Raw genomic sequence first — 13361 nt, 5'->3', positions numbered from 1 at the left:
GCCCGATTGCCGGGCGGCGCACCCAGAGACCGCGCGAGGCACCGCCTTTCGCCGCCGGAGGAGTAATGCCATGGCCACCCGCCAGACCCAAAGCCTTGCCCGCCTGATGCGCGCACCCGCGATCATCCTGCTGTTGATCTGGATGATCGTGCCGCTGGCGATGACGCTTTACTATTCGTTCCTGAATTACAATCTGCTGAACCCCGCCAACACAAGCTGGGCCAGATTCTTCAATTACCAGTATTTCTACACCGATCCGGCCTTCTGGGCGTCGATCTGGAATACGCTGGTGCTGGTGCTGGGTGTGCTGTCGATCACCGTCATCGGCGGTATCGGAATTGCCATGCTGATCGACAAGCCGATCTTTGGCCAAGGCATCGTGCGGATTCTGGTCATCAGCCCCTTCTTCGTCATGCCGCCCGTGGCCGCGCTGATCTGGAAGAACATGATCATGCATCCCAGCTATGGCGTCTTTGCCGATCTGGCCAAGTTCCTTGGCATGCAGCCGGTCGACTGGTTCGCGCAATATCCACTGTTCTCGATCATCCTGATCGTGGCCTGGCAATGGCTGCCCTTCGCCACGCTGATCCTGCTGACCGCCCTGCAATCGCTGGATGGCGAACAGATGGAGGCCGCCGAAATGGACGGCGCCCCCGCGGTGCAACGCTTCATCCACCTGACCCTGCCGCATATGGCCCGCGCGATCACCGTGGTGATCCTGATCCAGACGATCTTTCTGCTGGGCGTCTATGCGGAAATCCTTGTGACCACCAATGGCGGGCCGGGCAATGCCTCGACCAACCTGACCTTCCTGATCTACCGCGCCGCACGCCTGAACTTTGACATCGGCGGGGCTGCGGCAGGGGGCATCATCGCCGTCGTGCTGGCCAATATCGTCGCCATCTTCCTGATGCGCGCCGTCGGCAAGAACCTGGACTGAGGAGAGCATCATGGCACGCGCAGTTTCCCGCAATACCCGGATCGGCTGGACCATAGCCGCATGGTTCGTGGCCCTCTTGATCTTCTTCCCGATCCTTTACGCGATCATCACCAGCTTCAAGACGGAACAGGAAGCCATCGCCGGCTTTGACCTGATCCCCAGCTTCACGCTGGACAGCTATCGCGAGGTGCAGTCGCAATATAACTACTTCCGGCCCTTCATGAACTCGGTGGTCATCGCCGTCGGGTCTACCGTGCTGGCGCTGATCGTGGCCATTCCGGCGGCCTGGGCGATGGCGTTTTCGCCGACCAAGCGGACGAAAGACATCCTGATGTGGATGCTGTCCACGAAGATGATGCCCGCCGTCGCGGTGCTGGTGCCGATCTACCTGATCTTCCTGCGCACCGGCATGCTGGACACCCGCACCGGGCTGGTCATCGTGCTGATGCTGATGAACCTGCCGATCGTGGTCTGGATGCTGTATACCTATTTCCGCGAAATTCCGGGCGAGATCCTGGAGGCCGCGCGGATGGACGGTGCCACCCTGGGTCAGGAAATCGTGCATGTGCTGGCGCCGATGGCGGTGCCCGGCATCGCCTCGACCCTGCTTCTGAACATCATCCTGGCCTGGAACGAGGCCTTCTGGACCATCCAGCTGACCACCACCAATGCAGCACCCCTGTCGGCCTTCATTGCGTCCTTCAGCAGCCCGCAGGGCCTGTTCTGGGCCAAGCTCAGCGCCGCATCCACCCTGGCCATCGCGCCGATCCTGATCATGGGCTGGTTCAGCCAGAAACAACTTGTCCGCGGCCTGACCTTTGGCGCCGTGAAGTAAGGGAGAAACCTCAGATGGGCAGCATTACGCTGAAAAACGTTCGCAAGGCCTTTGGCGAGGTCGAGGTGATCCCCGGCGTGGATCTGGAGATCAATGATGGCGAATTCGTGGTCTTCGTCGGGCCTTCGGGCTGCGGCAAGTCGACCCTGCTGCGGCTGATCGCCGGGCTGGAGGATGTGACCGGCGGCCAGATCCAGATCGACGGCAAGGATGTCACCGATGCCGGCCCGGCCAAGCGCGGTCTGGCGATGGTGTTCCAATCCTATGCGCTGTATCCGCATATGTCGGTCCGCAAGAACATCGCCTTTCCGCTGAAGATGGCCAAGATGTCCGAGGCCGAGCAGGAAAAGCGCGTCAGCCATGCCGCCAAGATCCTGAACCTTGACAGCTATCTGGACCGCAAGCCGGGTCAATTGTCGGGCGGTCAGCGCCAGCGCGTCGCCATCGGCCGCGCCATTGTCCGCGAACCCTCGGCCTTTCTGTTCGACGAGCCTTTGTCGAACCTTGATGCCGCCCTGCGGGTGAACATGCGGGTCGAGATCAGCGAGCTGCACAACAACCTGAAAACCACGATGATCTATGTGACCCATGACCAGGTCGAGGCCATGACCATGGCCGACAAGATCGTCGTGCTGCGTGCCGGCAATGTCGAACAGGTGGGTTCCCCGATGGAGCTTTACGCAAAGCCCCGTAACCGCTTTGTCGGCGGCTTTATCGGCAGCCCCAACATGAACTTCCTCGAAGGTGCGGCGGCTGCGGCGCACGGTGCCCATGCCATCGGCGTGCGCCCCGAGCATTGGCAGCTATCGACCACCGAGGGCGCCTTTCCCGGCAAGGTCGGCGTGGCGGAACATCTGGGCTCGGATACTTTCCTGCACATCCAGCTGAATGACGGCACGCCCATCATTGCGCGGGCCGAGGGCGAGTTTCCGGTGCATCACGGCGACAACATCTGGCTGACCCCGCAGGACGGCCGGGTCTATAAATTCGACAAGCAAGGGCTGGCGCTGTGAGGTTGCCGGGCAAATCGGCGCTGATCACCGGCGCCGCACAGGGGATCGGTCGCGGCTTTGCCGAGGCCTATGCCCGCGAGGGGGCGCAGGTGGCCATCGCCGATATCAATCTTGCCGCCGCAGAAGCAACCGCCGCCGAGATCGGCGAAGCCGCCTATGCCGTGCAGCTGGACGTCAGCCGGCAGGACAGCATCGACGCCGCCATTGCGGCAGTGGTCGCGCAAACCGGCAAGCTGGACATCCTGATCAACAATGCTGCGCTGTTCGACGCGGCCGAAACGGTCGACATCACCCGCGCCAGCTTTGACCGGCTTTATGCGGTGAACGTGGCGGGCACCCTGTTCACCATGCAGGCGGCGGCGCGCCGGATGATCCAGCAGGGCCATGGCGGCAAGATCATCAACATGGCCAGCCAGGCTGGGCGGCGGGGCGAGCCTCTGGTGCTGGTCTATTGCTCGACCAAGGCCGCCGTCATCAGCATGACCCAATCGGCGGGGCTGAACCTGATCCGGCACGGCATCAACGTCAACGCCATCGCGCCGGGTGTGGTCGATGGCGCGCATTGGAAGCATGTGGACGAGATGTTCGCGAAACTGGAAGGCAAGGCGCCCGGCCAGAAAAAGGCCGAGGTCGAGGCCGGCGTGCCGGCGGGCCGCTTTGCCACCCCGGATGATCTGACCGGCATGGCGGTGTTTCTGGCCTCGGATCAGGCCAATTACATCGTCTCGCAATGCTACAACGTCGATGGCGGCCAGTGGATGAGCTGATCCCTGCAAAAGGTGAATGAAGATGGCACAGAAACTTTCCCAGCAGACCCTGACCGCGATCAGCCACCCCGTCCCGGCCTATGACCGCGCGGCGCTGACCGCCGGCATGGTTCATTTCGGCGTCGGCAATTTTCACCGTGCGCATCAGGCCGTCTATCTGGACCGGCTGATGAATGCCGGGCAGGGGCTGGATTTCGCCATCATCGGCGCTGGCGTCATGCCGGGCGACCAGCGGATGCGCGATACGCTGGCCGGGCAGGATCATCTGTATACGGTGGTGGAACAATCCGCCGCCGCGTCCGATGCGCGGGTGATCGGCCCGATGATCGACTATCTGGCGCCCGGCGACAGCGACCGGGTCATTGCGCGTCTGGCCGATCCGGCGATCCGCATCGCCAGCCTGACCATCACCGAGGGCGGCTATTTCATCGACGCCGCGACCGGGCATTTCGACCCGACACATCCCGCCATCGCCGCCGATGGCCAGAACCCGGACACACCCAGGACCGTGTTCGGTCTGCTGGTCGCCGGCCTTCGCGCCCGGCGCGCGGCCGGGGTCCAGGCCTTTACGGTCATGTGCTGCGACAACATCCCACATAACGGCACGGTCACGCGCGAGGCGGTGGTGGAAACCGCCCGCCTGTCCGATCCGGCCTTGGCCGAATGGATTGCCGCCAATGTCGCCTTTCCCAATGGCATGGTCGACCGCATCACCCCCGCCACCAGCGACCGCGAGCGTGCCATGGTCCGCGACGATTTCGGCATCGCCGACGAAGCCCCGGTCTTTTGCGAGGATTTCATCCAATGGGTGCTGGAGGACAATTTTCCCGCCGGCCGTCCACCGCTGGAACTGGCCGGAGTCGAGTTCGTCGCCGACGTGACCCCCTGGGAAATGATGAAAATCCGCATCCTGAACGGCGGCCATGCGATCATCGCCTATCCCGCCGGGCTGATGGACATCCATTTCGTGCATGAGGCGATGGAAAACGATCTGGTGGCGGCCTTTCTGGAAAAGGTCGAGACGGATGAGATCATTCCCGCCGTGCCACCCGTGCCCGGCACCGACCTGACGGCCTATTTCACCAAGGTCAAGGAACGCTGCGCCAATCCCAAGATCGCCGATACCGTGCGGCGGCTGTGCCTTGACGGGTCGAACCGGCAGCCCAAGTTCATCATCCCGACCATTGCAGACCGCCTGGCGGCAGGGCAGTCGGTCGATGGGCTGGCGCTGGAATCGGCGCTGTGGTGCCGCTATTGCGCAGGGGTGACGGATTCGGGCAAGGTAATCGAACCTAACGATCCCAACTGGGATCGGCTGACCGAAACGGCTCAACAGGCAAGGAACGACCCATCTGCATGGCTGAACATGGCCGAAATCTATGGCGCGACGGGGCGCGACCCGCGTTTTGCGTCAGCCTTTGCGGATTGGCTGGCCGCTTTGTGGCGGGACGGAACCGCGGCCACTTTGCGCCGCTATCTGGGGGGCTAGGCAAAGCGTGAGCCGGGCGCTGATCTTTGATTGCGACGGCGTATTGATCGACAGCGAGGTTCTGTCGATGACCGAATTGATGCGCGTGATCCACGCGCGCCAGGTGCCGATCACCGAGACGCAGGCCTATGACCTGTTCCTGGGCACCTCGGCCAGCCATGAAATCGCCTATCTGCGCGACCGCTTCGGCATCGACATCACCCCGGATCTGGCGGATTATCGCGACCGGCTGGCGCAACGCTTTCGCCAGGATCTGACCGCGATACCCGGCATGCCCGAAGCCCTGGCACGGCTGGACGGCCCGCGTGCCGTCGCCTCGTCCAGCAGCCCGGAACGGCTGCGCCTTTCGCTTGGGCTGACCGGGCTGTGGGACCGTTTCGCGCCACATGTCTATTCGGCAAGCATGGTCCAGAACGGCAAGCCCGCGCCTGATCTGTTCCTGCTGGCGGCCGACCGCCTTGGCGCCAGCCCCGCCGATTGCGTGGTGATCGAGGACAGCCCCGCCGGCATCCGCGCCGCGCAGGCCGCGGGAATGCGGGTGATCGGCTTTCTGGGCGGTGGCCATGCCGGCCCGGCGCGCCTGGCCGACAGGCTTGCCGCACTGAAGCCCGACGCGCTGGTTGAACATGCGGCCGATCTGCCCGACACTCTCAGCCGGATGGGCTGAGGGAGACAGTCTTGCTGATCAGTGCCGTTGACGTCGGCAGCGCCCGCGCGCGGGCCGCAATCTTTGGTCCCGACGGCCGGTTGCTGGCACGGGCAAGCCATGGGTTTTCCACGCTGACGACCGATGACGGCCATGCCGGCTATGATTTCGCCGAGATCTGGCAGGCCGTGGCCCAGGCCCTGCACGAGGCCCGCAGCATGGCCGGCGCCGCGCCCGGCGATGTTGCGGCGCTGGCTTTTGACGCGACCTGCTCGCTTTATGTCGACGCGCCGGGATTCGCCCCCGATGTGATCGCCTGGCACGACCATCGCGCCACGGCAGAGGCTGCGGAACTGGCCGCCACCGGCCACGCTGTTGCGACATTGGCGGGGGGCAGGTCTCGCCCGAAATGCAGACGCCCAAGCTGATCTGGCTGGCCCGGCACCGGCCAGAGATCTGGGCGGGGTTGCGGGCGGTGCATGATCTGGGCGATCAGCTGGCCTTTGCCGCGACCGGGGTGGCGGCGCGATCGCTTTGCGCGATGGCCGCGAAATGGCCATTCATCGCGGATCGGGGCGGCTGGCAGCTGGACCTGCTGGCCGGGCTGGGGCTGGCGGCGATGCCGCGCGATGGCGCGGTTCTGCCACCCGGCGCGCCCATCGGTCCGATCCGCGCAGATGTCGCGGACCAGCTGGGGCTGACCACCGGCTGTCAGGTCGCGACGGGGCTGATCGACGCCTTTGCCGGCGCGCTTGGGGCGGCAGCGGACATGCCGGTTCTGATCGCGGGAACATCGAATTGCGTCATGGCCGCTGGCGTGCCGCCGACCGCCGCTGTCTGGGGCCCTTATCCCGATGCCATCCTGCCCGGCGAGGCCGTCAGCGAAGGCGGCCAATCCGCCACCGGCGCGCTGCTGGAACGGATCCGCCAGCACTATCCCGAACAGCAAAGCCATGGTCAGATCCTGTCACGGCTGCGCCCCGATCAGCAGGAACCGGGCGCCGGCATCCATGTGCTGCCCGACATCAAGGGCAGCCGCACGCCCTTTGCCGACCCGCTGATGCGGGGGGTGATCCATGGCGCGACGCTGGATCGCAGTCCGCCGGCACTGGACGCGCTGTATTGGCGCGCGGCCGTCGGTATCGCCCTGGGCACGCGGCAGGTCATCGCGCATATGGGGCTGGCCGAAGCGCCCCGGCTGGCCATGGCCGGCGGTCAGGCCCGCGCGCCGCTGCTGCGTCAGCTTTACGCCGATGCAACCGGGGCCGAGATCCACTGGCAGCCCGAGGATGCCGTTTTGCGTGGCACCGCCATTGCTGCCGCGGCGCCGCAGATGGGCGGTATCCGTGCCGCCCGCGATGTCTTTGCCCTGCCCGCCCAGATCACCCGGCCCGACCCCGCCGCCCGTGCCCGCCGGCAGCGCGACTGGCAGGTCTATCTGCAACTGCAACAGCATCGCGCCCAGATCGACGCGCTGGAGGACGAGGCCCGGCACGGGACGCCGCAATAGGCTCTGGCACAAATCACCATCTTGGTATACCAAAAACCCAACCAGCTGAGGAGGGGCGGCAACATGCGACTGAAGGGAAAGACGATCCTGATCACGGCGGCGGGTCAGGGCATGGGGCGTGCCTCGGCCATCGCCTGCGCGGCCGAGGGCGCGACGGTCTGGGCGACCGACCGCGATGCCGGGCTGCTGGACGGGTTGCAGGACCATGGCATCCAGATTGCCGCGCTGGACGTGACCGACCGGCAGGCCATCACGGCGCTGGCCGCGCAGATTCCGCCGCTGGACGGGCTGTTCAACTGCGCCGGCATCGTCGTGAACGGCACGCTGGAGACCTGCACGATCGAGGATTGGGATCTTAGCTTCGTCCTGAATATCGACGCGATGTTCCATGTCACACGTGCCTTCATGCCGGGGCTGCTGGCGCGGGCGGCGGAAACCGGCAGCGCCTCGATCCTGAACATGGCCTCGATGGCATCCTCGGTGAAGGGGTTCCCGAACCGCTGCGCCTATGGCACGTCCAAGGCCGCCGTGATCGGGCTGACGAAATCCATCGCGGCGGATTACGTGACATCGGGCCTGCGCGCCAATGCGCTGTGCCCCGGCACGGTCGACACGCCCAGCCTGCGCGGCCGCATCGCCAGCGCCGCCGACCCCGTCCAGGCCGAGAAAGACTTTATAGCGCGTCAGCCCATGGGACGACTTGCCACCGTGGACGATATGACGCCTGTTGTCATCTATCTGCTATCGGATGAAAGCCGCTTTGTGACCGGCCAGGCCGTTCTGGTCGATGGCGGCGTCACGATCTGACGCGATTGAGGAGGAATTGCGATGAAATTGCTGCGTTACGGCCCTGTTGGCGCCGAAAAGCCGGGCCTGCTGGACGATCAGGGCCAGGTCCGCGACCTGTCGGGCCATGTGGATGACATCGCCGGCGCGGTGTTGACGCCCGAAGGGCTGGCGAAACTGGCGGCCATCGACGTCGGATCGCTGCCCGTGGTGGACGGCAAGCCGCAGAACGGGCTGCGCCTTGGCGCCTGCGTCGGCCAGGTGGGCAAATTCATCGCCATCGGCCTGAACTATGCCGATCACGCCGCCGAAAGCGGCCTTGCTGTGCCAGATGAGCCGGTCGTCTTCAACAAATGGATCACCTGCATCTGCGGGCCGGACGATGACATCGTCATCCCCAAGGGCTCGACCAAGACCGATTGGGAGGTCGAACTTGGCGTGATCATCGGCAAGGGCGGCACCAATATCGAGGAATCCGACGCGCTGGATCATGTGGCCGGCTATTGCACCATCAACGATGTAAGCGAACGCGAATGGCAGATCGAGCGTGGCGCGACCTGGGACAAGGGCAAAGGGTTCGACACCTTCGGCCCGATCGGTCCCTGGATGGTCACCCGTGACGAGATCCCCGATCCGCAGGATCTGAACATGTGGCTGGAAGTCGACGGCAGGCGCTATCAGAACGGCACCACCCGGACGATGGTGTTCGGCGTGGCGGCGCTGGTCGCCTATTGCTCGCGCTTCATGCGGCTGATGCCGGGCGATGTGATCACCACGGGCACCCCGCCGGGCGTGGGCCTGGGCCAGAAGCCGCCGGTTTTCCTGAAACCCGGTCAGACCATGCGCCTGGGGATCGACGGGCTGGGCGAGCAGACGCAACGCACCATCGGCGGATGACGCCCGAGACCCGCCTGCGCGAAACCCTGTGCGATCTGGCCGCGTCGCTTTACGCGCGCGGCCTGACGCATGGATCGACCGGGAATATCTCGGCGCGCACCGATGATGGCGGGTTGCTGGTCTCGCCCACGGGGTCCAGCTTTGGCCGGCTGGACCCGGCGCGGCTGGCCCGGTTCGACGCAGCCGGGCACCATGTCGGCGGTGACGCACCGACCAAGGAAATGCCGCTGCACCGGGCGTTTTACGACACGCGCGACGGCACGGGTGCGGTGGTGCATCTGCACAGCTGCCACTCGGTCGCGCTGTCGATGCTGCCCGATGCGGATACAGATGACTTTCTGCCGCCACTGACACCCTATGCGATCATGCTTTTGGGGCGGGTCAAGCTGCTGCCCTATTTCCGCCCCGGCGATGCTGCCATGGGCGATGCCGTGCGCGGACTGGACGGCCGCCGCGCGGCGGTGATGCTGGCCAATCATGGCCCGGTGGTCGCCGGCAAGACCCCCGAAGCCGCCTGCAACGCCATCGAGGAACTAGAGGCCACGGCCCGGCTGGCCCTGATGCTGCGCGGGATGCCGGCACGGGTGCTGACACAAGATCAGGTGGCTGACCTTGTCCATGCCCACAAGATTGCGTGGGATGACTGATGCCCCGTTTTTCCGCCAATCTGGGTTTTCTGTGGAATGACCTGCCTTTGCCGCAGGCCATCCACGCTGCGGCGGCGGCGGGTTTCGATGCCGTTGAATGCCACTGGCCCTATGACACCGATCCGACGGCGGTAAAGGCCGCGCTGGCGGCGACCGGCCTGCCGATGCTGGGGCTGAACACGCTGCGCGGCCAGCCGGGCGAGAACGGTCTGGCCGCCCTGCCCGGCCGCGAGGCCGAGGCGCGGGCCGAGATTGACCGCGCGCTGGATTATGCCGCCCGGATCGGTTGTGGCGCAGTGCATGTGATGGCCGGCATCGCCTTGGGCCCGCAGGCCGAGGCTGCCTTTCGCGCCAATCTGGGCCATGCCTGCGACAAGGCGGCGACGCAGGGTGCGGTGATCCTGATCGAGCCGCTGAACATCTTCGACGCGCCCGGCTATTTCCTGAACCGCGCCGAACATGCGGCCGAGATCATCGCGGCACTTGCCCGGCCCAATCTGCGGCTGATGTTCGACTGCTATCACATGCAGATCATGGGGGGCGATCTGACCCGCCGCTTGCAGGCGCTGGCGCCGATCATCGGCCATATCCAGTTCGCCGCCGTCCCCGGCCGTGGCGCGCCCGACCGGGGCGAGGTCGACTACCGCCACATCTTCGCCGCCATCGACGCGATGGGCTGGACCCGGCCCCTGGGCGCCGAATACCGCCCCGGCGGCCCGGTCGAGCCGACGCTTGGCTGGATGACCGCGCTGGTCTAGGCCGCCCGCCGGCGCAGGATCAGCCGCACCAGCGGCACCAGCCAGACCAAAATCGCCAGCGCGCCGATACCGGCGGCGATGGGGCGCTCGAAGAAGGCCAGCCAGTTGCCATCGGCCTTGATCATCGAGGTGATGAAGTTCTTCTCCAGCATCGGGCCAAGGACCAGCCCAAGGATCGCGGGGGCGATGGGGATGTCGTTTTCCTCCATCAGAAAGCCCAGGACGCCAAAGACCAGCATCAACACCACGCCATAGGCCGAATTGGTGATCGAGAAGGCGCCGACGATGCAGAACAGCAGGATGATCGGCATCAGCACCTTCTGCGGCACCTTCAGCACGCGCGAGGCCAGACGGATCGCCAGCCAGCCAAGCGGCAGCATCAGCAGATTGGCCAGCAGAAAGACGATGAACAGCGCATAGATCAGCTGCGGCTCGTGCAGAAAGATCGTCGGGCCGGGGTTCATGCCCTTCACATACAGGACGCCAATGACGATGGCGGTGATGGAATCGCCGGGAATGCCAAAGACCAGCGCCGGGATCCACGCACCGCTGACGGCGGCATTGTTGGAAGCGCCGGCCTCGACCAGCCCCTCGACATGGCCGTGGCCGAACCTCTCGGGCGTGCGGGAAAAGCGCTTCGACACCGCATAGGAAATCCAGGCCGCGATATCCGCCCCCGCCCCCGGCAACGCGCCGATCAGCGTGCCCAGCCCGCTGCCGCGCAGGGCCTGCACGGGATAGCGGCGCATATTGGCAATCTGGCTGCTGAACAGGCCCTTGGTGTCAGGCTGCAACGGGGCCGTCGCGCCCTTGCGGCCATGAACCATGGCGCGGAACACCTCGGCGGCCGCGAAAAGGCCGATCATCGCCGGGATGAAAGAGACGCCCGCCAGAAGGTCGAGATTGCCAAAGGTGAACCGCGCTTGGGCGGCCGGGTTGTCCATGCCGATGGTGGCCGCGAACAGCCCGATCACCAGCGACACCATAGCCCTCAGCGGCGAGCCGGGCGAGACGAAGATGGCGCAGGACAGGCCCAGCACCACCAGCCAGAAATACTCGAACGAGGAAAACTTCAGCGCGATTTCCGCCAGCGCGGGCGAGGCGAGGATCAGGATAAGCGTGCCAAAGATGCCTCCGATCGCGGAAAAGACCAGCACCGCGCCAAGCGCATCGCGGGATCGTCCGTCGCGGGTCATGCGATAGGCATCCTCGACATAGGCGGCGCTGGCGGGCGTGCCGGGGATGCGCAGCAGCGCGCCGGGGATGTCGCCGGCAAAAATCGACATGGCGGCGGCGGTGACGATGGCCGCAATGGCGGGGACCGGGTCCATGAAGAAGGTGATCGGCACCAGAAGCGCCGTCGCCATCGTCGCCGTCAATCCGGGGATCGAGCCGACGAACAGCCCGAAAATCCCCGAGGCCAGCATGACCAGCAGCACATAGGGATCAGCAACCAGCGCTAAGGCCTGACCAAGCACGTTCATCGCGGCCCCCTAGAACGGCAAGGCCAGCAGATCGCCGCGCGGCAAGGGCACGCGCAGCAACTGGCCAAAGGAATATTGCACAAGGGTCACCGTGCCGATGGCGACGATCACAGCGGTCAGCACGCGGGTGCCGGTCAGCAGCATCAGCGCCACCAGCAGGCCAAATGCCGTCAGCGCAAAGCCCAGCGTTCCGGCCAGCAGGATATAGGCGACGATCAGCGCGATGGCCGACAGCAGCCGCGCCCATGCCCCCGGATCGCGCGCCCAGTCTGAAATTGTGACGGCCAGCCCCGCCGCCCGACCGCTGAGGATCAGCGCCAGCCCCAGACCGATGGACAGCACGCCCACCGCCTTGGGCATGGTCTGCGCGCCGTAAACCTGTCCGGGGATCGGCGAAAAGCCAAGGCCGGCCCAGAACAGGGCCAGCCCGCCGATCAGCACCAATATCCCCAAGGATGTATCGCCCAGCTTCATGCCAGCCCCCTGCCAAAGACCGCCGGGGCAGGGTCATCCCCGCCCCGGCGATGGGTCATTCCTTGGCCAGACCGGCCTCTTTCATGACCGCGCCAAGATTGGCGTCGTCCTCGGCCACGATCTGCGTGGCTTCCTCGGGGCCGGCCCAACGCAAGCCAAAGCCGCGCTCGTTCATGAAATTCTGATAGGTCTCGCTGTTATAGGCGGCCTCGATGGCCGCGTTCAGCTTGGCGCGGGCATCCTCGGGCATGCCCTTGGGCGCGGCGATGGTGCGCCAGACCGACAGCGTCCAGTCCGACCCCGTCGCTTCCTTCAGCGTTGGAACGTCGGGGAACAGGGCTTGCCGTTCGTTCGACATGCTGGCCAGCGGCTTCACCCGCCCTGCCTCGATCAGCGCGCGCCCCTCGGCCAGCGATGATGGCACAAGGTTCACCCCGCCCGCGACCATGTCGGTCAGGCCCGCCGCCGCGCCTTCGCTTGGCACCCAGGTCAGGTTTTCGACAGGGATTTCCTCGGACATCAGCCAGCCAAGCGCACCCAGATGCCAGATGCCGCCCTGCCCGGTGCCCGAGCCCTTGAACGACCCCGCGCCCCCGGCCTTGATCGCGTCGCGCAGCGTGGCGGCGTCCTGATATTCGCTGTCCGAGGCCACCATCAGGCCGCCCGGATCGGCATTCACCATCGCCAGAATATCGAAATCGGCATAGGTCAGTTCGGTCAGTCCCTGCCAGTGCATCATGTCGATCTCGATCGTCATGATGCCGATGGTATAGCCGTCAGGATTGGCCCCGGCGATGGCCGAATGCCCCACCACGCCCGAGCCGCCAGTGCGGTTCACCACATTGACCGGGGTGCCCAGTTCATCCTGCAAAAGCTGGGCAAAGATCCGCCCCACGGCATCGGTGCCGCCACCCGCGCCCCAGGGCACGATCAACTCGATCGGGCGTTCGGGATATTCGGCCAGGGCAACCCCCGGCACGGCCAGCATGGCAGATACGGCCAGTCCGGTCAGGAATGTCTTGCGGTTCATGTCGGTTTCTCCCCCCGAGTTGTTCCGCCCCACCCGGCCAAGCGGCAGGCGCGGCGGGAATGGGTGCAGCATTGCGATCCATGTA

15 protein-coding genes are annotated in these 13361 nt (G+C 65.5%); 12 read left to right on the top strand and 3 right to left on the bottom strand.

Annotated features, from left to right (window positions below; all coding sequences use genetic code 11):
- Nucleotides 1-70: 70 nt before the first annotated feature.
- From FNJ84_RS04605 to FNJ84_RS04555, 12 genes are all read left to right on the top strand, one after another.
- On the top strand, nt 71-940 hold the full coding sequence (locus FNJ84_RS04605; protein ID WP_143791827.1) for a carbohydrate ABC transporter permease: 870 nt from the start codon (nt 71-73) through the stop codon (nt 938-940).
- Nucleotides 941-950: 10 nt separating this feature from the next.
- On the top strand, nt 951-1775 hold the full coding sequence (locus FNJ84_RS04600) for a carbohydrate ABC transporter permease (RefSeq protein ID WP_143791826.1): 825 nt from the start codon (nt 951-953) through the stop codon (nt 1773-1775).
- Nucleotides 1776-1789: 14 nt separating this feature from the next.
- Nucleotides 1790-2788, top strand: coding sequence for an ABC transporter ATP-binding protein (locus FNJ84_RS04595; RefSeq protein WP_143791825.1), 999 nt, complete (start codon nt 1790-1792; stop codon nt 2786-2788).
- On the top strand, nt 2785-3555 hold the full coding sequence (locus FNJ84_RS04590) for an L-iditol 2-dehydrogenase (RefSeq protein ID WP_143791824.1): 771 nt from the start codon (nt 2785-2787) through the stop codon (nt 3553-3555). Before FNJ84_RS04595 ends, FNJ84_RS04590 begins: the two co-directional genes overlap by 4 nt.
- 16 nt (nt 3556-3571) lie before the next feature.
- A complete protein-coding gene (locus FNJ84_RS04585; protein ID WP_143791823.1) occupies nt 3572-5044 on the top strand; it encodes a mannitol dehydrogenase family protein in 1473 nt (490 codons plus the stop codon).
- Between the two features lie 7 nt (nt 5045-5051).
- Nucleotides 5052-5711, top strand: coding sequence for an HAD family phosphatase (locus FNJ84_RS04580; protein WP_143791822.1), 660 nt, complete (start codon nt 5052-5054; stop codon nt 5709-5711).
- Nucleotides 5712-5722: 11 nt separating this feature from the next.
- Nucleotides 5723-6118, top strand: coding sequence for an FGGY family carbohydrate kinase (locus FNJ84_RS22315; protein WP_255471039.1), 396 nt, complete (start codon nt 5723-5725; stop codon nt 6116-6118).
- The gene (locus tag FNJ84_RS04575; RefSeq protein WP_255471038.1) at nt 6100-7200 is read left to right on the top strand and encodes an FGGY-family carbohydrate kinase; all 1101 of its coding nucleotides are present in this window, start codon (nt 6100-6102) and stop codon (nt 7198-7200) included. Before FNJ84_RS22315 ends, FNJ84_RS04575 begins: the two co-directional genes overlap by 19 nt.
- A gap of 63 nt (nt 7201-7263) precedes the next feature.
- Complete coding sequence (locus FNJ84_RS04570) at nt 7264-8007, top strand: SDR family oxidoreductase (RefSeq protein WP_143791821.1); 744 nt, start codon at nt 7264-7266, stop codon at nt 8005-8007.
- A 21-nt stretch (nt 8008-8028) separates the two neighbouring features.
- Nucleotides 8029-8883: an ureidoglycolate lyase gene (locus FNJ84_RS04565; RefSeq protein ID WP_143791820.1), complete on the top strand. Its 855-nt coding sequence runs from the start codon at nt 8029-8031 to the stop codon at nt 8881-8883.
- Nucleotides 8880-9530, top strand: coding sequence for a 3-oxo-tetronate 4-phosphate decarboxylase (gene otnC, locus FNJ84_RS04560; protein WP_143791819.1), 651 nt, complete (start codon nt 8880-8882; stop codon nt 9528-9530). The genes FNJ84_RS04565 and otnC overlap by 4 nt, the downstream gene beginning before the upstream one ends.
- Nucleotides 9530-10288 carry a hydroxypyruvate isomerase family protein gene (locus tag FNJ84_RS04555; RefSeq protein ID WP_143791818.1) on the top strand — a complete coding sequence of 253 codons (759 nt, stop codon included), beginning with the start codon at nt 9530-9532 and terminating at the stop codon, nt 10286-10288. The genes otnC and FNJ84_RS04555 overlap by 1 nt, the downstream gene beginning before the upstream one ends.
- Here the strand turns inward: FNJ84_RS04555 and FNJ84_RS04550 are convergent.
- The 3 genes from FNJ84_RS04550 to FNJ84_RS04540 are packed head-to-tail and all read right to left on the bottom strand — an operon-like array spanning nt 10285 to nt 13276.
- Entirely contained in the window at nt 10285-11772 is a 1488-nt protein-coding gene (locus tag FNJ84_RS04550) for a tripartite tricarboxylate transporter permease (protein ID WP_143791817.1), read from the bottom strand. The two genes, FNJ84_RS04555 and FNJ84_RS04550, sit on opposite strands and share 4 nt — an antisense overlap.
- A gap of 9 nt (nt 11773-11781) precedes the next feature.
- Complete coding sequence (locus FNJ84_RS04545; RefSeq protein WP_143791816.1) at nt 11782-12246, bottom strand: tripartite tricarboxylate transporter TctB family protein; 465 nt, start codon at nt 12244-12246, stop codon at nt 11782-11784.
- 55 nt (nt 12247-12301) lie between these two features.
- The gene (locus tag FNJ84_RS04540; RefSeq protein WP_143791885.1) at nt 12302-13276 is read right to left on the bottom strand and encodes a tripartite tricarboxylate transporter substrate binding protein; all 975 of its coding nucleotides are present in this window, start codon (nt 13274-13276) and stop codon (nt 12302-12304) included.
- Between the last annotated feature and the right edge of the window lie 85 nt (nt 13277-13361).

The sequence above is a fragment of the Paracoccus sp. M683 genome, assembly GCF_007096355.1.
In the GTDB taxonomy this organism is placed as follows: domain Bacteria; phylum Pseudomonadota; class Alphaproteobacteria; order Rhodobacterales; family Rhodobacteraceae; genus Paracoccus.
Note: the sequence above shows the minus strand (reverse complement) of the source record. Positions and strands in the feature narration are given on the sequence as shown.

Coding starts and splice junctions, on each gene's coding strand:
- FNJ84_RS04605 (WP_143791827.1), top strand. CDS start 71: ATGGCCACCCGCCAGACCCAAAGCCTTGCCCGCCTGATGCGCGCACCC.
- FNJ84_RS04600 (WP_143791826.1), top strand. CDS start 951: ATGGCACGCGCAGTTTCCCGCAATACCCGGATCGGCTGGACCATAGCC.
- FNJ84_RS04595 (WP_143791825.1), top strand. CDS start 1,790: ATGGGCAGCATTACGCTGAAAAACGTTCGCAAGGCCTTTGGCGAGGTC.
- FNJ84_RS04585 (WP_143791823.1), top strand. CDS start 3,572: ATGAAGATGGCACAGAAACTTTCCCAGCAGACCCTGACCGCGATCAGC.
- FNJ84_RS04575 (WP_255471038.1), top strand. CDS start 6,100: ATGCAGACGCCCAAGCTGATCTGGCTGGCCCGGCACCGGCCAGAGATC.
- FNJ84_RS04570 (WP_143791821.1), top strand. CDS start 7,264: ATGCGACTGAAGGGAAAGACGATCCTGATCACGGCGGCGGGTCAGGGC.
- FNJ84_RS04565 (WP_143791820.1), top strand. CDS start 8,029: ATGAAATTGCTGCGTTACGGCCCTGTTGGCGCCGAAAAGCCGGGCCTG.
- otnC (WP_143791819.1), top strand. CDS start 8,880: ATGACGCCCGAGACCCGCCTGCGCGAAACCCTGTGCGATCTGGCCGCG.
- FNJ84_RS04555 (WP_143791818.1), top strand. CDS start 9,530: ATGCCCCGTTTTTCCGCCAATCTGGGTTTTCTGTGGAATGACCTGCCT.
- FNJ84_RS04550 (WP_143791817.1), bottom strand. CDS start 11,772: ATGAACGTGCTTGGTCAGGCCTTAGCGCTGGTTGCTGATCCCTATGTG.
- FNJ84_RS04545 (WP_143791816.1), bottom strand. CDS start 12,246: ATGAAGCTGGGCGATACATCCTTGGGGATATTGGTGCTGATCGGCGGG.
- FNJ84_RS04540 (WP_143791885.1), bottom strand. CDS start 13,276: ATGAACCGCAAGACATTCCTGACCGGACTGGCCGTATCTGCCATGCTG.